Annotated in this window: 24 protein-coding genes; 19 read left to right on the plus strand and 5 right to left on the minus strand. The window is 43.9% G+C overall.

The genetic code is table 11. The features are described from left to right. Nucleotides 1-57: 57 nt before the first annotated feature. Together FS628_RS21885 and FS628_RS21890 are read right to left on the minus strand one after the other, a co-directional pair. Nucleotides 58-750 (minus strand): hypothetical protein, encoded by a 693-nt coding sequence (locus FS628_RS21885; RefSeq protein ID WP_145325114.1) that lies wholly within the window; start codon nt 748-750, stop codon nt 58-60. A 293-nt stretch (nt 751-1043) separates the two neighbouring features. Next, nucleotides 1044-2009 carry a helix-turn-helix transcriptional regulator gene (locus FS628_RS21890; protein WP_145325115.1) on the minus strand — a complete coding sequence of 322 codons (966 nt, stop codon included), beginning with the start codon at nt 2007-2009 and terminating at the stop codon, nt 1044-1046. A 117-nt stretch (nt 2010-2126) separates the two neighbouring features. Here FS628_RS21890 and FS628_RS21895 point away from each other — a divergent pair, with 117 nt between their 5' ends. From FS628_RS21895 to FS628_RS21905, 3 genes are all read left to right on the plus strand, one after another. Next, nucleotides 2127-2549, plus strand: coding sequence for a DoxX family protein (locus FS628_RS21895; protein WP_145325116.1), 423 nt, complete (start codon nt 2127-2129; stop codon nt 2547-2549). Between the two features lie 136 nt (nt 2550-2685). Further along, entirely contained in the window at nt 2686-3165 is a 480-nt protein-coding gene (locus FS628_RS21900; protein WP_145325117.1) for a GyrI-like domain-containing protein, read from the plus strand. A 23-nt stretch (nt 3166-3188) separates the two neighbouring features. Next, nucleotides 3189-3656, plus strand: coding sequence for a phage tail protein (locus FS628_RS21905; protein ID WP_145325118.1), 468 nt, complete (start codon nt 3189-3191; stop codon nt 3654-3656). 390 nt (nt 3657-4046) lie between these two features. Here FS628_RS21905 and FS628_RS21910 read toward each other — a convergent pair whose 3' ends face one another. After that, nucleotides 4047-4451: a VOC family protein gene (locus FS628_RS21910; protein WP_145325119.1), complete on the minus strand. Its 405-nt coding sequence runs from the start codon at nt 4449-4451 to the stop codon at nt 4047-4049. Nucleotides 4452-4934: 483 nt separating this feature from the next. On the opposite strand from FS628_RS21910, the gene FS628_RS21915 reads away from it, so the two are divergent. After that, nucleotides 4935-5396, plus strand: a complete 462-nt coding sequence (locus FS628_RS21915; protein ID WP_145325120.1) for a hypothetical protein — start codon at nt 4935-4937, stop codon at nt 5394-5396. A gap of 457 nt (nt 5397-5853) precedes the next feature. After that, nucleotides 5854-6837 carry an alpha/beta fold hydrolase gene (locus tag FS628_RS21920; RefSeq protein WP_145325121.1) on the plus strand — a complete coding sequence of 328 codons (984 nt, stop codon included), beginning with the start codon at nt 5854-5856 and terminating at the stop codon, nt 6835-6837. 207 nt (nt 6838-7044) lie between these two features. Here the strand turns inward: FS628_RS21920 and FS628_RS21925 are convergent, their stop codons facing one another. Beyond that, entirely contained in the window at nt 7045-7539 is a 495-nt protein-coding gene (locus tag FS628_RS21925) for an arsinothricin resistance N-acetyltransferase ArsN1 family A (protein ID WP_145325292.1), read from the minus strand. Between the two features lie 167 nt (nt 7540-7706). Here FS628_RS21925 and FS628_RS21930 point away from each other — a divergent pair, with 167 nt between their 5' ends. From FS628_RS21930 to FS628_RS21970, 9 genes are all read left to right on the plus strand, one after another. Further along, entirely contained in the window at nt 7707-8123 is a 417-nt protein-coding gene (locus tag FS628_RS21930; RefSeq protein WP_260871138.1) for a MarR family winged helix-turn-helix transcriptional regulator, read from the plus strand. 64 nt (nt 8124-8187) lie between these two features. Then, a complete protein-coding gene (locus tag FS628_RS21935; RefSeq protein WP_145325122.1) occupies nt 8188-9600 on the plus strand; it encodes an NAD(P)-binding domain-containing protein in 1413 nt (470 codons plus the stop codon). Nucleotides 9601-9676: 76 nt separating this feature from the next. After that, nucleotides 9677-10705, plus strand: a complete 1029-nt coding sequence (locus FS628_RS21940; RefSeq protein WP_260871148.1) for a flavin-containing monooxygenase — start codon at nt 9677-9679, stop codon at nt 10703-10705. A gap of 19 nt (nt 10706-10724) precedes the next feature. Next, on the plus strand, nt 10725-10904 hold the full coding sequence (locus tag FS628_RS21945; protein ID WP_145325124.1) for a hypothetical protein: 180 nt from the start codon (nt 10725-10727) through the stop codon (nt 10902-10904). Between the two features lie 139 nt (nt 10905-11043). Continuing rightward, nucleotides 11044-11373: an ArsR/SmtB family transcription factor gene (locus tag FS628_RS21950; protein WP_145325125.1), complete on the plus strand. Its 330-nt coding sequence runs from the start codon at nt 11044-11046 to the stop codon at nt 11371-11373. Continuing rightward, nucleotides 11370-12806, plus strand: a complete 1437-nt coding sequence (locus FS628_RS21955; protein ID WP_145325126.1) for an arsenic transporter — start codon at nt 11370-11372, stop codon at nt 12804-12806. The genes FS628_RS21950 and FS628_RS21955 overlap by 4 nt, the downstream gene beginning before the upstream one ends. Nucleotides 12807-12808: 2 nt before the next feature. Beyond that, nucleotides 12809-13234, plus strand: coding sequence for an arsenate reductase (thioredoxin) (gene arsC / locus FS628_RS21960; protein WP_186327918.1), 426 nt, complete (start codon nt 12809-12811; stop codon nt 13232-13234). Nucleotide 13235: 1 nt separating this feature from the next. Then, nucleotides 13236-13673, plus strand: coding sequence for a protein-tyrosine phosphatase family protein (locus tag FS628_RS21965; RefSeq protein ID WP_145325128.1), 438 nt, complete (start codon nt 13236-13238; stop codon nt 13671-13673). A gap of 351 nt (nt 13674-14024) precedes the next feature. Continuing rightward, on the plus strand, nt 14025-15602 hold the full coding sequence (locus tag FS628_RS21970; protein WP_145325129.1) for a class I adenylate-forming enzyme family protein: 1578 nt from the start codon (nt 14025-14027) through the stop codon (nt 15600-15602). Nucleotides 15603-15725: 123 nt separating this feature from the next. Here FS628_RS21970 and FS628_RS21975 read toward each other — a convergent pair whose 3' ends face one another. After that, nucleotides 15726-18548 carry an endo-beta-N-acetylglucosaminidase gene (locus FS628_RS21975; protein ID WP_145325130.1) on the minus strand — a complete coding sequence of 941 codons (2823 nt, stop codon included), beginning with the start codon at nt 18546-18548 and terminating at the stop codon, nt 15726-15728. A gap of 402 nt (nt 18549-18950) precedes the next feature. Between FS628_RS21975 and FS628_RS21980 the strand changes: the two genes are divergently transcribed. The 5 genes from FS628_RS21980 to FS628_RS22000 all read left to right on the plus strand — a co-directional run bounded on the left by FS628_RS21980 (nt 18951) and on the right by FS628_RS22000 (nt 26001). Continuing rightward, nucleotides 18951-20780 (plus strand): histidine kinase, encoded by a 1830-nt coding sequence (locus tag FS628_RS21980; protein WP_145325131.1) that lies wholly within the window; start codon nt 18951-18953, stop codon nt 20778-20780. A 1-nt stretch (nt 20781) separates the two neighbouring features. Beyond that, nucleotides 20782-22296, plus strand: coding sequence for a response regulator transcription factor (locus tag FS628_RS21985; RefSeq protein WP_145325132.1), 1515 nt, complete (start codon nt 20782-20784; stop codon nt 22294-22296). Nucleotides 22297-22577: 281 nt separating this feature from the next. Beyond that, the gene (locus tag FS628_RS21990) at nt 22578-24050 is read left to right on the plus strand and encodes an ABC transporter substrate-binding protein (RefSeq protein WP_145325133.1); all 1473 of its coding nucleotides are present in this window, start codon (nt 22578-22580) and stop codon (nt 24048-24050) included. Between the two features lie 77 nt (nt 24051-24127). Further along, a complete protein-coding gene (locus FS628_RS21995) occupies nt 24128-25057 on the plus strand; it encodes an ABC transporter permease (protein ID WP_145325134.1) in 930 nt (309 codons plus the stop codon). Between the two features lie 23 nt (nt 25058-25080). Further along, nucleotides 25081-26001 (plus strand): carbohydrate ABC transporter permease, encoded by a 921-nt coding sequence (locus FS628_RS22000; protein ID WP_145325135.1) that lies wholly within the window; start codon nt 25081-25083, stop codon nt 25999-26001. Nucleotides 26002-26033 lie beyond the last annotated feature (32 nt).

Raw genomic sequence — 26033 nt, forward strand, 5'->3', positions numbered from 1 at the left:
TTGCTATATAAGTTGAACGAAAGAAGCGTATTTTATTCGTTCAATCAACTCTTTTCATTATTTCGTAGGATATTTATCTAATGTAAACCACTGCTGAAATTCTTTCTGAGTCATTTTTTTAACAGGCTTAACTTTTTTGGTTTCTGTATCGTATCTGAAAAGAATCCATTGATCTGAAGGATACTCACTAATGAAATCAATACTTTTTCCGTTCTTATGCCATAATATTAGACCTGTGCTAATATAGTTGGTTGCCCGAGGGGGATAAACAAAACTGTCTTTCTTAGTATCGTATATTGCCAGAGTGCTTTTCTCCGTATTTCCGTAAGAAAATGCAATGATGTCTTCTTTTGGTGACCAATTATATGAGGCAATTGTTTCTACACCTTGTTTACCTGCTTTTTCAAGACGTTCTTTTAAAATCGTGTACTTTCCTGTTTTAAGGTTCACGAGAATGAGGTTGCTGCCGGCACTTTTTTCTGCTTGGATAGCAATCCATTCATTCGATGGAGATTGAGCAACACTAGTGATATCCAATAATTTAACTTCAAAATCTCTCGTTTGTAGGGTGTGCTTTTCTTTACTATGAGTAATTACAATTGTGTCAATTATGTTTTGCTCAAAGTCGGCAGCAGCATCTTGCTTTAAGGTGTTCGCGGTTATCGTGATGTTGTCACCTTTCCAGACAATTTTATTTGAGCCTGTCGTTTTTTTTAACTTAGGTATACTCTGATACGTCGAAGAGTTCACAGAAGTTGATATAGCAGCAATTGGAACTACTGACTTATCAAGAGTATGGAACGAAGCTGATGCAGTTGATAATGTAGTTGGGGAGGCGGTTACGTGATGTTATTCCCTCCAGATCGTTGTGATAATCCAGAAAAAACTACCTAACTTAAGGGCATTGCTTCTCTCTGCATGCGGAAAATCAGACGACACGGATACTATTTCTAATAGAGAAGAATCTAGCAACCTAACAAGCCAAGCCTCTCCAATCAACACTACACCAACAAACACAGAAAGACTTATTGAAAAAATTATCTTCAAGAGTTCCCTAATAAAGCTATACTCTCCTGCAAACTTTCCACAACCTCTATCGGCATTTCCCTGACCTTAATATCTCGACCTAGGAAAAGCAGCCAATTTGTTATTTCGGCCAACTCATCCGGATGATGAACATTGATGAAAGTCTTTAAAATAGCCGTAGTCTGAAAAGGGTTTGTGTATGAAATTGAGATTTTTAAGGGATGGTATTTTTTGAACTGGGCAATCGATTTTGGACCAAGTTCTAGGACAAGGTTGATGGCTTCTTCCTGCTTGCTTAGTTGTTCTACAATCTTCTTCTTATTTATTCTTTTTTTCTTAGGGTATGGTTTGACATCTGTGAGATTATCGACAGGAATAATCCGTCTCTTTTCCTCCTCGAGATCAAAGCCTTCAATTTGCCAAGAGCTTTTTTCGCGGTAAAGGTGCAACAAATAGATGGGATAAGACTTTATTTGTCTCGATTCCTCGACGGAAACCATTAAATAGCTGTCCATAAGAATGGTTTGGATCAATTGTTCTAACATAGGATGGGGCAGATCTGACAGATCAAGCAGGTCGGGATTGTGGGGGTTGGTTCCTTCGAACAACAGGGTTTGATTTAACAGAACGAGATCATCTTGCTGGCTTTCCGAGATAAGACCGAGTAATTTTTCCGCTAAAGAATGGCGACTCTTGAGATATGGGAGCTGTTGATTTTTTGTGGCCATGAAGGCAATAAATAGAGCTTTAATCTCATTATCGGTAAAGCGGACAGTCGGCAGGACAGAGTTGTTCATAACAAAATAACCCCCGTCCCTCCCGACCTCGGCGACAAGAGGCATCCCCATTGCTTCAATTTCTCTAATATCTCTAATGGCTGTTGAACGAGAGATGTTAAATTCTCGCATGATTTCAGAAATGGTAAATTGAGCGCGGTTATTGATGTACCGCATGATGATGTTAATCCGTTCAATTTTTTTCATTTGGCCCTCTAAACAGTATCATATTTTGACATGATTTATAGCTATTATAAACGTATCAAGTGAAATAACAAATCATTTGATCAATTCAAAATAAACGAGATCATTGGAGGAATGAAAATGAGTACGATCATCGGTAATGAAAAAATTGCAAAAGAAGAATACCGTCCTATTGGAAGGATGGTCACTTATTGGGTTGTCACAATAGTACTCGCATTCTCCATTGCATTAAGCGGTATCGGGCAACTGATGCGATATGGGGGGAATGTCGATCTAGTGACTGATATTGGTTTCCCTTTATATGTCACGAACATTCTTGGGGGTTGGAAATTGCTTGGAGTCATCGTGATCGTAGTGCCAGGTTTCCCCCGGCTTAAGGAATGGGCTTATAGCGGTCTCTTTTTTCTCATGACGGGCGCTGCCCTATCCCATGCGTTCGCTAACGATTACGGCGATTACGGATTCCATATTATTCTTCCGCTTTTATATGCCTTGCTTGGCATTGCCTCCTGGGCGCTGCGTCCGAAAAACCGCAAACTGTAATGGGTAGGGAATTTAACACAAGGCCGTGCATGGCTCCGATAAACAGTATCACATTTTGACATGATTTATAGTTATTATAGACGTATCAAGTGAAAGACAATTCATTTGATCCATTTCAGAAAAAGGAGTGTTAATCATGGCAGTGTATACCCTTGAAAAAAAAGACAGCTTTATCGTTCTAGGTATTGGCACGGAGCTGAAGAGCGATTACACGGATTATGCAGGTATGAACAAGGAGAAGCAAGACTTTTGGCAATCTGTGGCGCAGGATGGAAGGCTTGACGCTTTAAAGGCCGTCGCTGCGAACGACTACATTTTTGCCGTGAACGAAGCGATAAATCACAAGATGATGTATTATGCCGGCGTCATGACCGAAGCGTCGGTACCAGAAGAACACCGAGTGATCCAATTCCCTGAAGGACAATATCTCGTCGTCAAAGGGGAAGGGAAGACGGCTGATGAGTTGAGTAATAGGCTGACTGGTATTGCCTTTGGTCAAGTCTTGCCAGCAGCCGACGATTTTGCTTATGTTGGCGGGCCCAATGCAACGGTTGAGATGGGGCAGCGAGACGGCCTAGTATATGGGGAAATGTGGATTCCGGTTGTGGAGAAGTAAATGAAATCAGAGGAGGAACGAGGATGTCCCCTATCGTTGGTTTTAAAAATGTGTCCACAGTTGGTCTAGAATCTTCACCAGTAGCAGAAGCGCTTGCTGGTATGCGAGCGAATGAAGCCCGTTACTTTATGAACAAATACCAGCATGAATTTACGGTCGTACCAGCCGGCGAGAGCCAGGAGACGCTTGCGTATGTGAGCCGAATTTTGAAAGAAGAACGTGGTATTGAGTTTGCGGCCAAACCATTGGAAACATCTCACTTTCAAGTGGATAATATTAGATGGGCCTACGTCTTTTATGAAGATGGTCTGGCGGTCAACGTCATGTATACATTGGATAACCCCAAAAAGCGGGCCGTTGGTTTTAAGCTTTCAGAGGGGATGGAAGTGCCTCAAGAGCTGGAAGAAAAGAAGTTTAAATTTGCTAGACAGAAGTCCAAACTGGCTGGGACAATTCGAGGTACGTTCTTTGTAATAAAAGGAGAATATTGAAGCAAACAGCACCCATAAGTTCAATTCCATTCCGTTATATTTGAGCGATTTCTTGTACATTTTGCACTACGTATCGACGCCTTCTCTTAATTGTGTTGGCTCCGTCGGGAGGACATGATGAACTAATCCACCAAGAGCACCTGAGCTATTAAGGTACCCTTTTCGCTGATAGACCCGTTAAGCTGAACCCTAATACAACGCTAACGGGAAACGATAGCGCAATTACAAACAGGTTGCCAGCACCTGCGAGATCGCGAAATAGATCCATTACTCGATAATTAATGAAGAACCTAGATATAATGAAGAGACCATAGCTCGTCGCTATGGTCTCTTTATGCGTTCAGTAACATTGCTAATTACGAAATTCGCCTCACTGACTTCAACTGTCCGTCAACGCCTACCGCTGAACCGTCTGATTGCTTCCTCGGTCACCGGCGCGAAGAGGTTAACAAGGTTACCGTCGGGATCGCGAAACAGAACGGCACGGTTCCCCCACGGCATCGTAGTAGGTTCCTTTACCCACTCGTTGATAAACGGCTTCAAACGCTCGTATTCGGCATCGACATCATGGACGCGGAACTCGATAATGACAGTGTGATTGTCGGCCGCCACTGCGGAACCATCACCGAACAGTTGCGCCGTCTGGGAGTGGCCGATCGCCAGGGTGCACGATGGCATAACGAATTCGGCAAAGACAGGCGCGGGGCGTTCCGCCGCAACCCCCGTGATTTTCTCATAGAACTCGATGAGACGATCTACGTCGTCGGTAATAATGCGTATAGAAGCAAAATTCACGAGATACCATCCTTCCCATAATAAGTGATACAACGTATCGTATCATTTTGAACCAAAATACTTCGCATTGATCTCCTACCCCTTTACGATTACTTACTCCGACTATACAAAAACACTACTGACAACTGTATGTCAGTAGTGTTTTATGAAGAAACCGGGCGTTTATTTATGAAAGGGGGATACCAGAAGAGAATCCTGACTGGGACCGCTCCCATCCCCTAAGTGGATATTTTGTTAGATTCGGAGGGTTACCTAAATCTGAATGTAGAAGGGGCATATCGGTTGGCATCAAAGTGTGAGACTATGACTATATCCGGGGCACCGGATATTGAGAGGACAAGAACATGTACTGAATGTCGAATAGACATATACTTTGATCGCTTTAAGCTAATAACGGGCAGGTTAGTTGAAGGAGGAGTTTCAAACTTCTCATAGAAGGTTTTTTAACTAGAGGTTCCAAAGAAGGAGGTAACGGGTAGGAATATGATAAAAAATGATGATGAGTTCGAGAGTTTATTATCAAAGAGGAATTCAGGTAAAGTTACATACGGTATAGAATTAAAAAATAATATTGAGAAAGGAAGTATATTGGAGGCATTTTTGAAGCGAATGGGCCATATTGCAGATAAGTTAGAGGGTAACTGGAGAATGGTTGATAAAGATTATGCTAAAAAAATTTTAATATATGTTCTTTCAAAAGACATGACCCATGATATTGATTTGAAGACAAAACCGATGGCAGATGAATTAAGTGAATATTTTTTAGATCAATTTCAGAAAGATGCCATTTTCTATACAAACGCAAGGTTTGACTCGAAATCTGGTTACTTTAAGCTCTACTCTTGGACAACGATAACTAACTCACATTGGCATACGTTTGATACGGGAATAGTTGCAGTGGACAAAATAAATATTGGAATCCTATGGGCAACAGACCCTTTATAAGTGGATTTAAGACTGATTAATGATGAGCCATATCTAAATTCATGTTCAACTAACGGGCATATCTGAGAGTAAGCACTTTTAAGAATAATTTCGGCACCGATCAAATTCTAAAAGTGCTCATAGACAACAAAAAAACTAAAACTTTAAACTAAACTTAAACTTGGTCGATACTTCACCTTAAACCTGGAACCATATGATGTTCCAATATGATAATCAAATGAACAACACATGATTGGAAAGGCAGGTGTTTCGAAGACTTGGTATGGAAAATCTGCTGTTAAAAGAATTCAGATAGCAAATAAAAAGGGGGATTGCGGTTTTTCGGATCCCACTGGAGCCGGAAAACAACAATGTTTTCAGTGAGCCTGTATATCAAGCGGAAGAAATTTAAATGCACCGTATGTGCTCTAATAGGGCATTTCAAGACGAGAAAATATGGATGGGAGAAAAATACTACATGAGTGTCAAAAAGAAAAATAAGATTCTAACCATCTTTAAAAGACTGCTTCTGTTCATGTTGTCCGCTGTGATCGTCTGGATTGGCTTTCATCATATCATGAAGCTGGTAGAACATTATAAATACCCGGCAAGAGGGCAGTATATCCAAATTGAGGATAAACGGATGCATGTCTACACAAAAGGTAACGGACCCAAAACCATTGTATTATTAACCGGACTGGGAACAGCGTCACCTGTGCTAGATTTTGAGCCTTTAATGAATGAAATGTCCAAGCATAACAGAGTTGTCGCCATAGAGCCATTCGGATATGGCTGGAGTGATATGACGGATAAGAATAGAACGGTGGAGCACATCGTTGAGGAACTAAGAAGTGCGTTGCAGCAATTAAATATAAAAGGACCATATGTATTAATGCCGCATTCAATTTCCGGAATTTACAGTATGTACTATGCTCATGAGTATCCTGAGGAAGTTGAAGCGGTTGTAGGAATAGATGCGACGCTACCGGCGGCCCTTGCCTATTTCAATGAATCCCCTCCGACTATGCCGCGTTATATGAGATATGCGGCGCCCATCGGATTAACTAGACTCGTGATATCCTTGAATAGTAGTGGTTATCTTCCCCTTGACAGTGAGGGTACTTACTCGGAAGAGAATTTAGCAATCACAAAAGCCATGACGGCATGGAACGGTTACAATAATAATGTTGTTCAAGAGGCAAATGAACTGGGTGATAATGTGAAAAAAACTGCTCGTATGTCATTCCCCTCAGATCTGCCCGTATTATTTTTTACAAGAGACGATGGCAGGGAGAGTAGGGACGGGAGATCAAAGTTTACTTTTTTACAAACACAGCTTACGAATAATCCTTCAAGTACAATCATTCCTTTAAAAGGTCATCATTATCTTCATTGGACCAAATACAAGGAGATAAGTGAGGCTGCCCTGAATTTCATGGAAGATATTAAAGATAAGGAATAACAATATTTCTATCATTACGATAAAATCAGTATTTGCAACACGATATATTGATTGCTCGTCATCATTTGTTAAGCTAACGGGCAGGTTAGTTTAATGTATTGCGTTTGAGTAATTCGTAAACCAAGGTACAATTTTTGCTAGCATCATAAATTTCGACGATTAAAAGACCTATTGCTACTGGACATTAAACAATAAAGATATCAATGCTTATAATAATTTTTCCATTGCCATCACATCTACAAAATTCCCTTCTAGAACGCCTTGGCTCTGGAATACACCTACCTCTCGGTATCCGGCTCTATGATATAAGCTCTGACCTAGCGTATTAAATGGAAATGTAAAAAGAACAAACTTATAAAAGTTATTCTGTTTACCGATTTCCTCTAATTTCTGAAGCAACTGTTTTCCGATCCCCTTGCCGCGATGATCACGATGAATATAAATGGAGAGGTCACCGACACCGTCATACGCGCTTCTAGGGTTATATGAATTGATAGAAGCCCATCCGACCACTTGATCATTCTGTTCGGCTATAAGTACCGAGTATCGCCCCTGGTGCTTGTTAAACCATTCAGACATGTAAGCTTCATCTTTTATATCTGTTTCTAGCGTGGCAATGCGGTCTTCAATACCTTGGTTATAGATAGTTAGAATGCTTCCCAGATCCACTTCGGTAGCTTGCCGCAGAATTACTATGTTGATCACTCCTATGGTTTTGTTTTTGTATATGTTTATATATCACAATGTAATTTGAAATGGGAAGGGGGAAAGAAAAATAAAAAAACATTTGTATTTTGCAAATAATAAGGGTATAACTATAACGAGAGGTGAGGTAATTGGAAAACAACGTAAGAGAGATGTTTCAGATCATGACACGGCGTTTTGGATTGTTGGATAAAAACTGTTGCACCGCAGGAGGATTAGATATTTCACTTGTTCAAAGTCATATTATTTATGAAATTGATCGTAAGCATAATCCATCCATTCAGCAAGTGGCAGATGCACTCTCCATAGACATCACGACGTTTAGCCGCCAGGTTCAAAGTCTCGTAAAGTTGGGTTTGGTTCAAAAAACGCCCTTACCTGAAGATCGACGGATTTACATATTATCCTTGACTACACAAGGTAAGTTTGTTGCTACGGTCATTGATGAGCAGATGAATGATTATTTAAAAGAAGTCTTTTCGCATATGTCTGAGTTTGAACGGGATATGGTCATCAACGCCGTCAAACTGCTAAACGAAAGTATGGCGAAATCCAGCGTATGCTGTACACCACTGGGATAATACTTATCCCATTTATTTAATATAATACTTGCAAAATACAAATAATCATGAGGAGGAAACTAACATGATTAAAAATATTCCTGTGAACCAAGTAAACTGCTGCGAAGCACCAGTACAAGAGAAGGGTAAATTACCTGTTGCAATCATTGGAGCTGGACCGGTTGGACTTGCGGCAGCGGCACAACTTATTTCAAAAGGTGAGCCGTTTATGTTGTTTGAAGCTGGAGATGAAGTGGGGGCAAACATTAGAAAATGGGAACATGTACGACTGTTCTCGCCATGGCAGTATAACATCGATAAGGCTGCTAAAGAGTTGCTGCTGAAGGCGAATTGGGTTGCTCCACAAAACGAAACGATCCCAACGGGTAAGGAGATTGTTGAGTATTATCTAAAACCTTTGGCTGAGATGCCTGAATTAAGTCCAAATATAGATTTGAATACGAAAGTTACTGCGATCAGTCGCAAAGGGTTAAGCAAAGTGAAAACAAGTGGGCGTGAGAAACTGCCGTTCGTGATCCATGTTGAACAAAACGGATCTTCGTTTATTTATGAAGCGCGGGCTGTTATCGATGCTTCTGGGACATGGTCCAATCCTAACCCGCTTCGTTCAGACGGTATATTTTCAGAAGAGGAAAAAGCGCTTAAAAGTCACATTTCATACGGTATTCCTGCTGTATTAGGAAAAGAGAGAAATCGTTATAGAGGCAAGAAGGTGCTTGTTGTAGGGAGCGGACATTCGGCGATCAACACGTTGCTTGAACTTGCCGAGCTTCAAAAAGAAGAGTCGGGAACTGAAATCGTTTGGGCTATTCGCAAGGCAAATATTGAGGATGTTTATGGTGGACGCGAATTAGATGGGCTTCAGGCAAGGGGAGAACTGGGTACTCGAATTCAAAAAGTGGTTGAATCCGGTGCCGTAAAGGTCCTAACGGCATTCCATATTGAAGAACTTCAAAAACAAGGTGAAAAGATCCAGGTTTCCGGAACCATTCGAAATGAAAAAGTGGTTATGGATCACATCGATGAAATTGTAGGTAACACAGGTTCTCGCCCTGACTTATCAATGGTGCAAGAAGTACGGGTATTAACGGACCCAAGCTTAGACTGTGTTTATGAGCTTGCGCCATTAATTGATCCCAATATACACAGCTGCGGCACAGTTAGACCACATGGCGAAAAAGAACTGCGTCAACCTGAAAAGGACTTTTATATCGTGGGTGCCAAAAGTTATGGAAGAGCGCCAACCTTCTTAATGGCAACGGGATATGAGCAAGTCAGATCCATTGTAGCGGCTTTGGTGGGAGATATGGATTCAGCGCAAAAAGTAGAGCTGGAACTGCCGGAGACGGGTGTTTGCAGTCTAGGTGCTAGTAGCACGGACAGCTGCTGTGAACCAGTTCAGGTAGAGGAAGCCACTACAAATTGCTACTCTACTTCAAAAACGGAAAAGGCAGGATCAGATTCTTGCTGCGGATAAATCAGGAATTCAGAGCTACTGCATCCGAATCGTGATGCAGTAGCTTTTTATAGAAGGAGGGAGAAAATTGAAAAACATGATTTATGATTGCATCGTTATTGGTGGTGGTCAATCCGGTTTGGCAGCGGCCTATTACTTACAAGAAGCTAAATGGAACTTTATCTTACTGGAAAAAAGTGAAGAACATTTAGGATCATGGGCAAATTATTATGATAGCTTAACGTTGTTCTCGCCTGCACCCTATTCCTCATTGCCAGGGCTCCCATTTCCAGGCGGTGCAAATGTTTATCCGCGTAGAGATGAGGTTGTACAATACTTAAAGTCTTATGCGGCTACATACAATTTTCCAATACACTCAGGGCAAGAAGTAATCAAAGTGGATAAGGAAAGTAATATCTATACAGTCCATACCTCAAGCGGAGAACAGTTTCCTACACGGTCCATCATTTGTGCAAGCGGGGCATTCGTAAATCCTCATATTCCAGACATTCCTGGCATGCATGAATTTAAGGGGGAAATGCTTCATGCCAAGGACTACCGAAATGGGAAAGAGTTTAAAAACAAACGGATCATTGTTGTTGGAGGCGGAAATTCGGCGATACAAATAGCGGTTGAACTTGCTAGTACGGCTCATGTTACGATTGCATCCAGAAGCCCGATCAAATTCAAGCCGCAGGTCATTGCGGGGAAAGATATTCACTTTTGGCTAACCATACTTAGGCTTGATCAATCCAATTGGGGCAAACGATTATTGCAAAAAAGTAGTGACGGTGTCCTTGATACGGGTATATATAAAAATGCTATCGATCAAGCTAAGCCAGGTGCCAAACCGATGTTTAAAGCTTTTACGGAAAATGGGATAGTGTGGGCAGATGAGACTCGTGAAGATGTGGATGTCGTTCTTTTTGCCACAGGTTATATTCCGGATTTCGAATATCTTAGTGGATTAAACGCTCTTGATTCATCAGGTGTACCTTTAAAACAAAGCGATGAAAGTATCCATTTCGTAGGTATACCGTGGCAGACCTCATTTGCGTCTGCGACGATTCGAGGTTCTGGGAAAGACGCGAAAAAAGCTGTACAATCGCTTGTGAAAAGATTGTGAGCTATCGAATTTCAGGAGGATGGCAGCACAACTTAGTGATGCAATCTTAAAACAATGGCACGTAGAGGTATATCAACATGATGAATCATTAGATCAAGGTGGAGTCATTGATTATCAAACAAAGGATATTATTAAAATGAAAGACGGTCATTATTTTATTAAGTCAAAATGTAAATATTTAGTTCGAGAGCAAAGATAGCAATGGTAAAGTAGGCAATTTTTATTGCCGACTTTTTGGTGTAGTAAACCTAATATATTCGTGATTGATTATATAAGTGGTTTATTATATGATTATATTATTAAATGAAACCAACGAGAATATCACAGGAGGTGTACATATGGAACAAAAAATTCAGGAGATGGCTGAGGCGTATAAGTTATTGGCTGATAAAACACGGTTGACCATCGTTGCATTACTTAAAGAACAGGAACTTTGTGTATGTGATATCACAGATATTATTGGCATGTCTCAACCAAACGCCAGTCAGCATCTTCGAAAACTGAAAGCAGCTGGTTTTCTTAATGAAAAGAAAAAAGGGCAGTGGGTTTACTACTCTCTTAATCCGGACGCGAAAGCATATGTTCAATGTGTGTATCCGTACCTGCCTTCCATGAAAAACAAAATAGCAGGATTGAAAAACTGCTGCGGTCCTCAGGAGGAAGCATGACCATTATCGCAATTTTAATCTTTTTGCTTACACTGACTTTTGTGATTTGGCAACCTAAGGGACTTAATATTGGATGGTCAGCGTCAGCTGGAGCTGTCCTTGCTCTCCTTTTTGGAGTCGTCAGTCTATCCGATGTAGGTACGGTCACAGGAATCGTATGGAACGCCACGCTTGCTTTCGTAGCCATTATTCTAATTTCGCTGATTTTAGATGAAATCGGATTTTTTGAATGGGCTGCATTACACATGGCAAGGCTCGCAAGAGGTAATGGCAAGCTGATGTTCGTTTATGTTGTGCTGCTTGGTGCAGGAGTAGCAGCGTTCTTTGCAAATGACGGCGCCGCACTGATATTAACACCAATCGTACTCGCCATGGTTCGAGCGCTCAAATTTGATCAAAAGATGATTTTACCTTTTATTATTGCAAGTGGTTTTATTGCAGATACAACTTCGCTCCCACTTGTAGTCAGTAACCTCGTCAATATCGTTTCTGCGGATTACTTCGGTATCGGTTTTGTGGAGTACGCCAGTCGTATGATTGTTCCCAATTTCTTTTCAATTTTAGCGAGTCTCTTGGTCTTGTTCTTGTTCTTTAGAAAAAGTATTCCAGGGAACTACGAAGTCAGTCAGCTCAAAAAGCCAGCTGATGCGATCAAGGACAAGAAACTGTTCAAAATATCTTGGGTGATCTTAGCCGTGCTATTGGTTGCGTACTTGATGAGCGAGTTCATTCAAGTTCCGGTGTCTGTTATCGCTGGGGTGATAGCCATCTTGTTTATTTTAGCTGCACGACGAAGTCACGCTATTCAAACATGGAAGCTCATCAAAGGGGCTCCATGGGCAGTAGTTATTTTCTCCATTGGTATGTACGTCGTCGTTTATGGACTACGAAATGTGGGATTGACGGATGAACTTGGGAAGGTCATTCAAGCTATTGCCGACCAGGGGCTCTACATCTCCACACTTGGCATGGGCTTTCTGGCTGCGATATTGTCTTCGCTTATGAACAATATGCCGACAGTGATGATTGATGCGCTTGCTATTGATGGAACCAATACGCAAGGTGTCATCCGGGAATCGCTGATTTATGCCAATATTATCGGCAGTGACTTGGGTCCAAAAATTACACCGATCGGATCGCTCGCAACACTTTTGTGGCTACATGTACTGTCCCGTAAGGATGTAAAAATCACGTGGGGAAGTTATTTCAAAATTGGGATTGTACTCACCATCCCAACGCTCTTTATCACGTTAACAGGACTGTATTTGTGGCTACACTTGATCCATTCAACAAACATAAACGTTTGGTTAATGATTGCCGTAATCACAGCCATATTGGTTGTTATCGCTTGGATCATCAAAGCGTTGATTAATCCAAAAATGGGCGAAGCGAAAACACAAGTAAGCCAAACCGAAGATAAAGGAGATCAATAATCATGAACAACAAACCACTTGTTTACTTTTTGTGTACAGGGAACTCTTGCAGAAGCCAAATCGCCGATGGATTTTTGAAGGCACTCGGTAGTGAACAATACGAGGTGAGAAGTGCAGGGTTAGAGGCACATGGCTTAAATCCTCGTGCTGTTCAAACGATGAAAGAAGCTGGGATCGATATCTCCAATCATACATCAGATGTGATTGATCCTGATATTTTAAAACAAGCAGACTACATCATCACTCTTTGTGGTCATGCCAACGATAATTGTCCAGTTGTACGTAATGACAAAGCTGAAAGATGGCACTGGGGCTTCGATGATCCAGCCAAGGCGACAGGTACAGAGGAAGAAATCACAGCTACATTCGCTGAGGTCCGCGATTCAATTAAAGCTCGAATTGAACAATTCTTGAAAGAAGGTAAGTAAGATGAATCATGTCAAAAAGGAGTACCATGCACTCGTTGCTGATAAAATCTTTATGGGCGGAGCTGCAGACGTAGAGGCAATGGTTCTTAACGAAGGTATTGAAGTCGTGGTGGATCTGCGGGAAGAAGCAACAGAATGTGCGTATCCAGCAGCTCAAGTGAAGTGGGTAAAGGTTCCGCTTGATGACGATACGAAAGAACATGAAGCCGAGCTTTTTAAACAAGCCATTCATGAGGTTGTCGGAGCGTATAATGCCGGCAAGAAAGTTGCCTTTCACTGTGGAGGGGGCAAAGGTAGAACAGGGACCGTAGCAGCTGGCACTCTGTTAGAACTAGGGTTAGCCAGTTCAATTGAGGATGCTGAACTAAAGGCAAAAACCATCAGAAGTATCATTAATATTAAGCCAATGCAAAAGGAATTATTAAATAAAATATTCTGAAACAAGGCTTTTAATCGTTACGCTAACTGGGAATGTTAGCCTAATAAAACTTAAGAAGGCATCAAAGTGATCAGCTGCTGATTTCAACTAGCGGACTGACAATAGGGATCGTTGCAAAAATGCTAACGATCCTTTTTTGTACCTTTAAGGACGAGAATCATGATGCCTAATTAAGCTAGAGAGAGTAGGTTAACGGCAAGGATCGTCTGTGGGCAGAACTGTAATATCAGGAGAATTTATGGTTTTAATAGAGGATAATGATTACTTATTATTCCAGATATATGCTACTCTCTTTTTATTCCATAGTTTTCTTAACGGATAAATGGAAATTTAAATGTTGGGGGCGATTGCTTGCTTCTATCCGAACGATTGCCAATTGCAGCAAGTCTGTACCCTGAGGAACCAGCGTTAATACGACACGGCCAAACAATGAGTTATGGGGAGCTTTACGGTCAAGTTGAGAGGCTGAGTCATGCCCTGTATCTTGAAGGTCTCCGGGCGGGCGATCGGTTTGCCCTTTTAGGTGATCCAGATCCCCAACTCGTCGTTGCGTTCTATGCTGCAGTTGGGATCGGAGCTATACCGCTCGTGCCGTCTCCTTTGCTAACAGTGCCTGAACTCGCTGCCATATTTCAGGATGCAGAACCGCATATGATTATTCATGATGAGCAACATGCTGAAGCAGCTATCGCCACGGTAAAACTGCTTGGGTATTGTCCAAAACTGTTCACGACAGACGAAGAATGGCCGAGTGCCAGTTCGCTCGCCGTTCTTTTACAGCAGGAACTCGAATTCCCTCCAAACTTTCATTTCAATCGAAGTGTAGACGATACGGCAGTCCTGATTTATACGGGCGGAACAACCGGTCGACCAAAAGGGGTAATGCATTCGCATCGAGGTATGGCTGCTTGGAATCAACTTACGCCTTCTGCAGGCTTCGGTCATGATCTCAGGCGTCGTGTGTTAGTACTCAACCTATCCCATCTGGTTGGTCAGTTCCAGTTGTGGGCGACCATGGCTGCCGGAGGCTGTCTTGTATTCCTAGACGAATACCCGGCGGATGTACACCGCATTATGGAAGCTGTTGAACGTGATCAGATTACACAACTCAGCACAGTAGGCCAACTGCTCCGTGATCTTACCCGCGAGGCATCCGTCGGGGGTAGAAACTTGAAGAGCCTAAAGCTTATTGGCTGTGGAGGGTCCATTATTTCCCCGGATACACTTCAGGATGTCGTATCGCAATTCCCTGAAGCTTTAATTGTTAACAACTACTCACAAGCAGAATGTGGAATGTCCATAAGCCGTCTTTTTCCTGCTCAGCATATGAACGATCCTCTTCGCCTTCGATCCGTAGGACGTCCCGCTGACCTGGCTGCCCAGGGTGAGCAGGCCTTCGAAGTTCGGATATTAAATACGGACGGAAGTGAGACAGTTACGGGCGAGGCTGGAGAAATCGTTGTTCGAGGTGAACAGACCATGCTGGGGTATTGGCGCCAGTTGGAGGCTACTGCCGAGACCATGCCTGATGGCTGGATCCGAACTGGGGATGTCGGTTGTCTGGATGTCGAAGGCTACCTTTATGTGTTTGATCGCTTGAAGGATATGGTTATTGTGGGCGGTTCCAATGTGTTTTGTGCCGAAGTGGAGCATGTTATTGTGACCCATGAAGCGGTAATCGAGGCGGCCGTAATCGGACATCCTCTTCCTGACGATGGCGAGGAACTCGTCGCTTTCATAGTGTTACGGGACGGTGACAGTTTGGATCTGACACGGATGCAGGCGTTTTGTGAGCCACACCTTGCTCGGTACAAATGGCCGACTCAACTGTTCATTGTGGATACTTTGCCCAGAACAGCTGTGGATAAAATAGACAAAAAGCGGTTGCGCAAGCATCTATCCTCAATATTATCCGAAAGACTATGCTAACGGAAAATGGTGTTCAAAAGGTAGTTGAGATCAACAAATACAGCCCTTCAACTTCCTTTGGGAAGTGAAGGGCTGTACGTTTCTTTTCTGTTATGCAGGCGGGCACGAAAATACCTTGCAGTGTTACCTCAAAATCGTAGTAGCCTGGTTACCCGCATAATCTTCAATGACCAGCTTCAATGAGCTGTTGCTGGACGATGGCGTGAAGGTCAGTTCACTCAGCTTCGTTCTTCCCCGAATGATATACGGGAATTTCTGCGAAACATAAGTGACTCCGAACTCGCGTGCCACCCCATTTTCATATACATAGATCTTGTACCAGTCCTCCAGATCCGGGAGGGTTAATGTGTACTTTCCATCTTTTACCGTCACCTTTTCCTTGGCGTATGGTGTAATCTGAAGATCTGCGAGCTGTCCGGTATGGGTAACCGGATTCTGCCCGCCAATAGCGATGTTCAGCACGTAATGCTCACCGTTGGTCGGAAGTCCGGACAGGACGGCAGACTGTTTTCCTTTTTTGACTTGAAGTGACTTGGTGAAGGGTTCTTTTGTGTATTCGGTTTCTAGTGTGAGCTGAATAGACTCATTGCCTTTATCTTTGTCTTTATCCTTGTCTTTATCTTTACCGGTATTCTTATCTTTCTCTTTGCCCGAGTCTTTCGCTTTCTTCGGGTTTTTCCAGCTTACAATAGCATCGCCATTCTTTTTGAATTTCACATCAATATTCTGAACGGATGCATTCAGATCATAAGGCAGGACGGTTGCTTCACTTTCGGTACCGTCTGCACCAACAGCACGTATAGACAGTTCACCAGACGGCTGTTTTAGCGATTTGATATAAAAAGTGGAATCATACACGCCGCCTACATAGGCGCCATTTTCATATAAATTGTATTGCTTGACCTCTGAATAGTCCTTCATGTCCCATGCGACAACCAGTTCGTCGGTGTTGGTCAGTGCTTTGGCAATATGGAATCCGGTCGGTGCATCCGGTACAGCCGCTGAACCATCGAATATACGGATCTCACCAATATTCATCTGATAATTCTCAATTGGCTCACCGTTCGGGTCAAAGGATAATCCCATAGCGGCAATGGTTTTGCCTTGATAGGCGCTCAAATCCAGTGAAACGGTCTTCCAGCCTTCCGTATGCTGGCCTGAATTAGGCACATTTACGTTGACCACGTTGGATGGATCATCTTCGAAGATCAACCCAACATGCAGGGAGGAAGCGTCACTAGTCGACGGTTTGTTATACGTCAGTTCCAGTTTCGATTGTCCGTTGACGGACAGATCGGTCTTGTACAGGCGCAGGAAGTTGTCCGCGTTCAGTGTACCGTTCACCACGAGAGAGCTGCCGCCATTGAACGCGCCAATGGAGTCATAGTTGTACCTTGCGCCTTTCTCATAAGATGGACCATAGTCAAAATCAACACTGAGCTTGTCACCTTCACTATCCATCCACCATTGCCAAGTGACAGGGATATCCTGAATGTTGATATTCGACCATTCTTTATCGTTCGAGACAGCGCCGTCTTCATAATATTTCAGACCGTGGCCCGTATTGAAGCTGGTCGCAAAATTAGAGCCGTTGATGACGGAGCGTTCGGTCAGATAAGCGGCGATTCCATCCCAATTCGCACCGGAAGCATACACATCTGACAGATCGGCAGACGCATTACGACGTGCATCTGTCGGGTCCTGATTTGGACCAGACCACCAGGCACGATCACGTACAAAGGTCATCCACTGGTACTCATCCTCAGCTCGGTGATTGGTGCTGCCATCGCCCATCTCTTCATCCAGAGCGTTGTGGGTGAAGTCGGCACCCAATGTCGCGATGCTGTTCATAGGTTGACCGTTCTCATCCAGATTATGGCGCAGGTCATAGGATTGCTTCCAGCGGCCGAATTTGTCATGTCCACCTTCAACACCAGCAAACACGGTTTCCAGTGGATCCAGTCCCAGGCTAAGGGCATGATCACGGGAATCGCGGAGCATCTTGTGGTTCCATACATAGTTCAGGAAGATGGAATCGGAGACTCTGCCGAGAACGGAATCCTGTACAAAGGGGCTGTTGAGCCCATTAAATTGGTTCTGATACTGAATCTTGCCTGTTGTATTGACGGTGGAGTCATACCACTGAACGTACAGGCCTTCATCTCTTAGATATTTCATGAATTTCTTGTAGGAAGCGATATCCTCAGGGGCTACACCCCGGGCAACCTCTTCCTGATTGAAAAAGTATCCATCATAGTTATAATACTTCGCCATCTCAACCAGTTTCTTGGCTACAGGGAAGTTGCCGTTCTCATCCTGAATCAGCATTTGTTTGTACGTCTGTGGTCCACGGTCATTGTCCGAGAAAAAGATATTGGCAATGGACTTAACGCCATTCTTGTGGGCTGCATTGGTGTAGGCCGGATTCGGAATGTTCAGAATACCGAACTCGAAGTATTTCTCCGTCCACTCTTTACTCGGGTCGTACAGTTCCTCTGGTACTCCTGCAGAGGCCATACCGTGCCAATAGCTGTAGTAGTCTGTATATTGCCAATAATTAAACAGATACTGACTGAATTCATTGGTATAAGGTGTGCTATCAAAAAATGCATTGCCGTAATCACCACTCATTGTGAACAGTTGGGTGTCCGGGCTAAGCTCAGGATAAGCTTGGGTGGCAGCGAAGGCTTCATTACGGGGCTGCAAGGGAACATGGGCACGAAGTAAATCGCCATGGATATCACTTTCCGGTGTCCAGTTCAGAATCTGGGCCGAGGTGTATCCGTGTTGATAGGGCTGATTCACCCCTTTGGCACTTTCACCGGTGTAAGGGAGCGTGTCTCCGGCATAAACGGATGATGCAACAACTTGTCCAAGCAGAGCCGTGGTCAGGACCATGGCAGTGACCTTGGGAATGAGGCCTTTCGGTTTGAGTTTGCGTGTCATGCTGTTCCTCCTTCAAGTGGAATGAATGTAAGGTATTCTTTTACACAAAGCTAAACTTATGGTTAACGATAGTGGATGAAAGCGTTTTTAAATAGGGCGAAATTAAAGAAACACAGATATAAACTAAAGAAAAGTTGTAGGTGACAAGTTAATGTCAGAAGCCTAATGATATAATTCTATATAAGTTAAACTAATCATTTACACGAAAACGGAGAGGACAGAAAAAACCTGAAGAAGCGAAGCGTTCGCCTTTATCACCGGATTTTCCCTTAAGAAAAGGGAATCGAAAAAATCTGGGGATAACAGCGATTGGAAGGTTATTCTGTCATCGTAGTGTCAGTGTAAATAATCTTTAGTTCAACTTATATAGTCAGGAAAACAGCATCGGAGGGAACATGCAACTTGAAAATTGTTAGCGTTTACAATAATTTCTTCAAAAATAATATGTTTATGAAAATGCTCCTGATCTTCTCGATGATATCGATTGTTACGATTATTACGTTGTCTTATATTATCTTCCTGTCAGTGTCCGACTCCACGATTCGCCGGGAACTGGCGATCCAGAAAGCGGCGATGGAACATGTGGACCGATACATTCATCAGCAGTATGAAGCGGTGCAAAACATGGTGAGGGACATGCATCAGAATGAGGCACTCTCCGCCAACATTACGTATCTGATGAATCACTCGTACGCTGAATATGTTCAGCACATGACGAATGGATATTACGCCAATCAGGACGATTATTCGGCCGATGTATTGAAACATTTTCAGAACATTATGGATCGCAATTCGCAGATTAACCAACTCATGTTCTATAGCGCTGAGCAGCAGGATCTGTCTACCTTCAATCAACACAAGCAGTTCCGCAAGCTGGACGCGAATGTGGCTCATTCCTATATTCCGGACGTGATGGCGATGGAAACGCCCAATATTAGTGCACCCAACTACTGGATTCGCAAAGAGATTAATCAATGGGACCCTACGCTCTACTCCATCCGCGTACCGATTAACAATACACAGACTCTTCGGAATCTGGGCCAATTTCTTGTCTTCTTTGACTCGGAGGGGATCGGCAATGCGCTGGATAACTACGAGAGTAATCTCAAGGGAGAAATCGTGGTGTTATCGGCGAAAGGGACTGTGTTATTTGACTCCAACAATCATTATTACGGGAAGAAGTATCCCTACGTGAATGTGGCGGATTCCCTGTTTGATCAGACGGATATGGATTCGATGAAAAAGGAGCAGAACATGTACGTGAACAAGTTCGTCTCCGCAGATCAGGGTTATGTGGTCATTGGGACCGTTCCGGTAGAAGAGATGGCTGAAACCTATGCGGGTATTCGCAATACGATCATCTCCTTTAGTATTGTATGTATTTTGTTTGCCGTGCTGGTTCCGGCGTTTTTCATTATTAACTTTGCCAAACGAACCCGTCGAATTATTCGTTTCACCCAAAAAGTAAAGTACGGCAACTTGACGGCTCGCATCGACGATCCGCGTGATGATGAACTGGGGCAGATCTCGCATAGCTTCAACGATATGCTGGACGAGCTGAATCTGTATATTGAACGGGTCTACAAAGCCGAGATCAAACAGAAGGAGACCGAACTGGTCGCATTACAGGCTCGGATCAATCCTCATTTTCTCTATAATACGCTTGAAGTTATTCGAATGAGGGCCATATCCCAGGGGGCGCGGGATGTCGGCGAGATGATCTATAGCCTATCCGTATTGTTCAAGAGCCTGGTACAACAGAAGAAAAACTATACACTGAAGGATGAGATGGAAGCGTGCCGGTTATATCTGGAATTATTCCGAATCCGCTACAAGGACATTTTCATCTATACGATCCAGATCGACGCTGCTTATTATCAACACCCTGTGGTGAAACTTTCCCTGCAACCCATCATTGAGAATTATGTTGTACACGGCATTCAGACAGAACGTTCGGATAACCGATTATCCATTGTTGTTGAGGAGACAGATGATGTGGTACAGGTGGAGGTCAGAGATAATGGTAAAGGCATTGAACCGGCACGCCTGACGGAAATTCTTGAAGAACTGGAGCGTCCTGAAGAGTCCGGTCAGATGTTCGGGCTGCGCAGTGTTCATAGTCGATTACGTTTCCTGTACGGACCAGAGTTCGGCATTACCATAGAGAGCACCCTTGGTGAAGGAACACGGATCAGGGTGCGTTATCCACATACAGAAGGGACAGGTGTTTAACATGTACAAGGTGTTTATTGCGGACGATGAGCCATTCATCATTGAAGGCTTATACGATATTGTGGACTGGTCTTCGTTTGGAATGGAAATTGTGAGTCATGCGGGCAATGGGCAGGCGGCTTTACATGCGCTCTCTTCTCAGCCTGTGGACATTCTGATTACGGATATATCGATGCCACTCATGAATGGTCTCGATCTGATTCGGGAAGCAAGGCGAGTACAACCTGAGATTAAGGTCATTATCCTGAGTGGTTTCAATGAGTTCGAATATTTGAAGGAAGGCATGCAGCTGGGTATCGAAAATTATCTCCTCAAACCGATTAATGTGGAGGAACTGGAATCCACGCTGAGCAACACGGCGTCCAAGCTGGATCATACGGTATCACCTCAAGCCGATGATGCTTATGGCATCCAGATTCTAAAAGATAACATTCTTCATCGATGGCTTACGGGACAGATTGCAGCTACTGAATTCGAAGAACGCGCCCAGTTTATGAACCTTTCGCTGGATGCACCCGACGTTGCTGTGGCCGTCTTGCGTGACAAAGAGCAGACAGCTGGCATGTTTGAACGCGTTGAGGGGATGCTGCGAGACAGACCCCAACTGAACGTATTTCATGATATCGATGGAGACATTGTCATTATTGCCAACATTCATGGTACTCGCGACGAGGAACAGGAGTTAATGGATGGCCTACAGGCATTATCTGATGCGATAACAGTAACCCATCCTGCGGTACGCATTGGAGCAGGCAGGTTGATGAAGGGGCTGTACCAGGCGCCGACCAGTTATGCTGAGGCCAAAAAAGCACTCCAGTATGTGATGATTTATCCCGATCTTAAAGTAATCGACCATGCCATACTGGAAAGGCGCGGAAGTTCAACGGCAACCTTCTTCATTGATTGGAGGGAGTACGCCAAACTTATTCTGTCCCGTAATACAGAACAGCTTGCCGACCAGATTCGCATGGATTTTGAACAGCATCGGGATGGGCTTACGCCTGGGGAACTTCAGAATACTGCATTGGAAGTTGTGATTCGCTTCAAAATGGAACTGGAGGGCATCAAACATTCGGATGAGTCTGCCATATACCAACAAGGGCTTCAACTTGTACTGGACAGTGGCACTTTTGATGAACTCGTGCGGGCGCTTCAGCAGGTTGGGTCGCAGACGATCCAATCCCTATTGCAGGATCTGAAAAATCCGATTGTGAACCAGGTGCTTCAGCATATCGACAAACACTACGCAGAAGAGCTGTCCCTGAAGCTGCTGGGTGCCCACTATCATCTGCATCCGGTGTATTTGGGACAATTGTTCCATAAGGAAACCGGGGAGACGTTTGCCGAATACATCAACAAATACCGGATTGAACGTGCAAAGGAACAATTGCGTAATTCCAATCTGAAGGTACATGAGATCGCCCGAAATGTGGGGTATTGGGAGACGGGGTATTTCTATAAGCAGTTCCGTAAATATGTGGGCATTTCACCGACGGATTTCAAGGTGTTTGGTTGATGTTCTGGCTGGTGAGTTAGTCCTGCGGATTAAAATACAAGAGACATACTGGGAACAAAAATGGCATGTAATGAGATTCGTGCCATAGGTTACCCGGCATGTCTCTTTCATGTAAGCGATTTATTAAAACAGGGATAAAATTAATCCTTAAGGACGATTTCTCTTTAATTTGTACCTCGAAAACTTAAGTTTATCTTCTTTTTGTAAATGCTTTCATTCGATAAGGTTAAAGCAGTTAGTTTGTAGAGACTAAGGGAACACGAAAAGGGAGGATCAAAGAAATGAGTAAACAAAGAAAACGCTTCTCACTCGTTCTTGCATTGTTAATGGCCGTCACACTTGTTCTTAGTGCCTGTGGAGGAAGCAAAGATGCTTCAGAATCCGGGGAAGCTGGAGATGACGCGGTAGAGTTGATCTGGTATACCATCGGTACCCCTCAGAAAGACGTCAATAAAGTAATGGAAGAAGTCAGCAAGTATACCAAAGAGAAAATTAATGCCACGGTAACGATGAAGATGGTTGACTGGGGTGATTACCCACAGAAGATGCAGGTTAACGTAGCTTCCGGTGAGCCAATGGATATTCTATTCACTTCATCTGGTGGATTCGACTATGTACAAAATGCCAGAAAAGGCGCATTCCTCGAACTGGATGACTTGCTTGCTGAATACGGTCAGGATCTCACCAAGACCATTGATCCTGCATTCCTCAGTGGTTCGAAGGTAGACGGACACAATTACGGAATTCCAGCCAACAAAGAACTGCCTCAACAAGAGGTATGGCGGTTCAACCAAATGCTGGTTGATAAATACAAGTTGGACATCTCTGGCGTCCGTACGTTAGACAGTCTGGAGCCTTTGCTCAAAACGATCAAGGAAAACGAGGCGAGTGTAACCCCATTTGCCATGGATAAGAACTATGTTCCTTACGTGCCTTATGACTATGTCATCCAGAACCTGCCGATGGCAATCAAGCTGGATACAACAGACTATAAGCTCGTGAACATACTGGAAACGCCTGAAATGAAAGAAGCACTCACCACAATGCACAAATACTACAAAGCTGGTTATGTATCGGCAGAAGCAGCAACAACAGGTTCCACGAACGACCTGACAACATCGGGCAACTGGTTCCTGGATCGTGCACAGACCCAGCCGCTCGCGGATAATCAATGGTCTGCAAGTTACGGTTATGAGGTCGTTTCGACTCCAGCCAGTGATGCGATCATCACAAATACTTCTGTACAAGGCTCCATCATGGCGATCTCTGCCAACTCGGAATATCCGGAGAAAGCGATGGAATTCCTGAACCTGCTGAATACAGATCCTGTGCTGCGCAATATGGTGGATTCCGGTATCGAGGGCACACACTACAAAAAAGTGGATGACACGCATATGGAAAATCTGCCTGAATCGAAAAACTACGATATGCCTTCATACTCCCTGGGGAACAACATGCTGCTCTTCCTGAACAGCAATGACCCGGACAACAAATGGGATGAGTTCAAGAAGTTTAACGCTGAAGGTGTCAATTCTCCAATCCTCAGCTTCAACTTCGATGCAAGCAATGTATCTTCCGAACTGACGGCGGTACAGAACGTGAAAGAGCAATATTGGGCAGCACTGATGACAGGTACACTGGACCCGGCGACCAATCTGGATCAAGTGATTGAGAAGTTCAATCAAGCCGGACTGGAGAAAGTAATGGCTGAAGCCCAAAGCCAACTGGATGCCTGGAGAGCGGAAAACAAGTAACGATACATCGTAAGGATCGGGCGGCTGCTTATCGCGTCCGGTCCTTTTTCATTCAAGCCTGAAGGAGGATCTCCACAATGACTACATTTTTGAAAAACCTGATTAGAAACCGAGTCATGCTGCTTATGGTGCTGCCAGGCGCCATCTGGTTCTTCTTCTTCTCCTACTTGCCACTCGTGGGCACCGTGGCTGCCTTTAAGGAATATCGATTCAGCCGCGAAGGGTTCTGGGCAAGTCTGATGAAGAGTGAATGGGTAGGCTGGGACAATTTCAAATTCCTGTTCAGCACAAGTGATGCATGGCTAATTACACGCAATACCCTTTTTTATAACATCGCTATTATTTTCCTGGGACTCGTATTCGCTGTAGCATTGGCGATCCTGCTCTCGGAACTGATTAATAAACGACTCGCCAAAATATATCAAACGGGCATGTTCCTGCCGTATTTCCTATCCTGGGTTATCGTTGGATACTTCGCATTCAGCTTCCTGAGCATGGATCGCGGTATGTTGAATCAGATCATTGGCTGGTTCGGGATGGAACCAATTCAGTGGTACTCCGAGGCGAAATATTGGCCGTATATTCTGATTTTCGTCGCACTATGGAAAACGATTGGTTACAACAGTATCGTCTATCTGGCTTCCATTCTGGGGATTGATAAATCGCTGTATGAAGCAGCCATGATCGATGGAGCAAGCAAATGGCAGCAAATTCGCAATATTACAATTCCCTTGTTATCGCCCATCATTACAATCATGACCTTGCTGGCTGTAGGCCGCATTTTCTATGCCGACTTTGGACTGTTCTATCAGGTGCCAAGGGATTCGGGTACGCTCTATTCCGTGACAAATGTTATTGATACGTATGTATATCGAGGTTTGAAAACTAGTGGTGAGATCGGCATGAGTACAGCAGCGGGATTGTATCAATCCGTGGTGGGCTTTGTGCTTGTTATTATCTCCAACTATGTTGTGCGCAAAGTCGATAAAGACAGCAGCCTATTCTAGACAAAGGAAAGGAGTGAACCACTATGGCTCAAGCTCAACTCGTTAAAAAACGCGACTTCCACCACGTATCCAGCGGCTGGAACGTGATCATGAACATCATCGCCGGTCTATTCGCTCTGATCTGTGTATTTCCTTTTATATTTGTAGTCATCATCTCGTTTACGGACGAGAAAGCACTGGCCCGTGATGGGTATCGTCTGATTCCGGCAGAATGGAGTCTCGCGGCATATCAGTTTGTCTGGCAGAGTGGGGACACGCTGCTGCGGGCGTATGGAGTTACCATTCTGGTGACGGTACTTGGTACCATCATCAGTCTGATTCTCATGTCGCTGTATGCGTATGCGATCTCCCGCAAGAGCTTCAGATATCGGAGATTTTTCTCCATCTTTGCCATTCTGACCATGTTGTTCAACGGCGGGATGATTCCAACCTATATGGTCGTTTCCCAGCTGCTTGGGTTGAAAGATACGTTATGGGCACTGATTCTGCCGCTGGCGATGAATGCCTTCTATATTATGATTCTGCGTACATTCTACTCCACCAGTGTGCCGGATGCAGTCATTGAATCGGCGAAAATTGATGGTGCCGGTGAGTTCTATACGTTTATGAAAATCGTGATTCCACTCTCCTTGCCGGGACTGGCAACCATCGGGTTGTTCAGTACACTCGGTTACTGGAATGATTGGTTCAATGCGCTATTATACATCGATAATCCGAATCTGGTACCGCTGCAATCCATGTTAATGCGGATTGAATCGAGCATCCAGTTTATTCAACAGAACTCTGCTAACAGTTCGATGAGTCTGGCAGCCATGCAGTCCATTCCACAGGATACGTCCCGAATGGCGATGGTCGTGCTTGCCACGTTGCCGATTATATTCGCTTATCCATTCTTCCAGCGTTATTTCGTACAGGGTCTGACGGTGGGAGCGGTCAAAGAATAACCGGATCACGCTATAGGATTGGAGAGATGCAG

It is taken from the genome of Paenibacillus xylanexedens (assembly GCF_007676705.1).
GTDB classification, from domain to species: Bacteria; Bacillota; Bacilli; order Paenibacillales; family Paenibacillaceae; genus Paenibacillus; species Paenibacillus xylanexedens_C.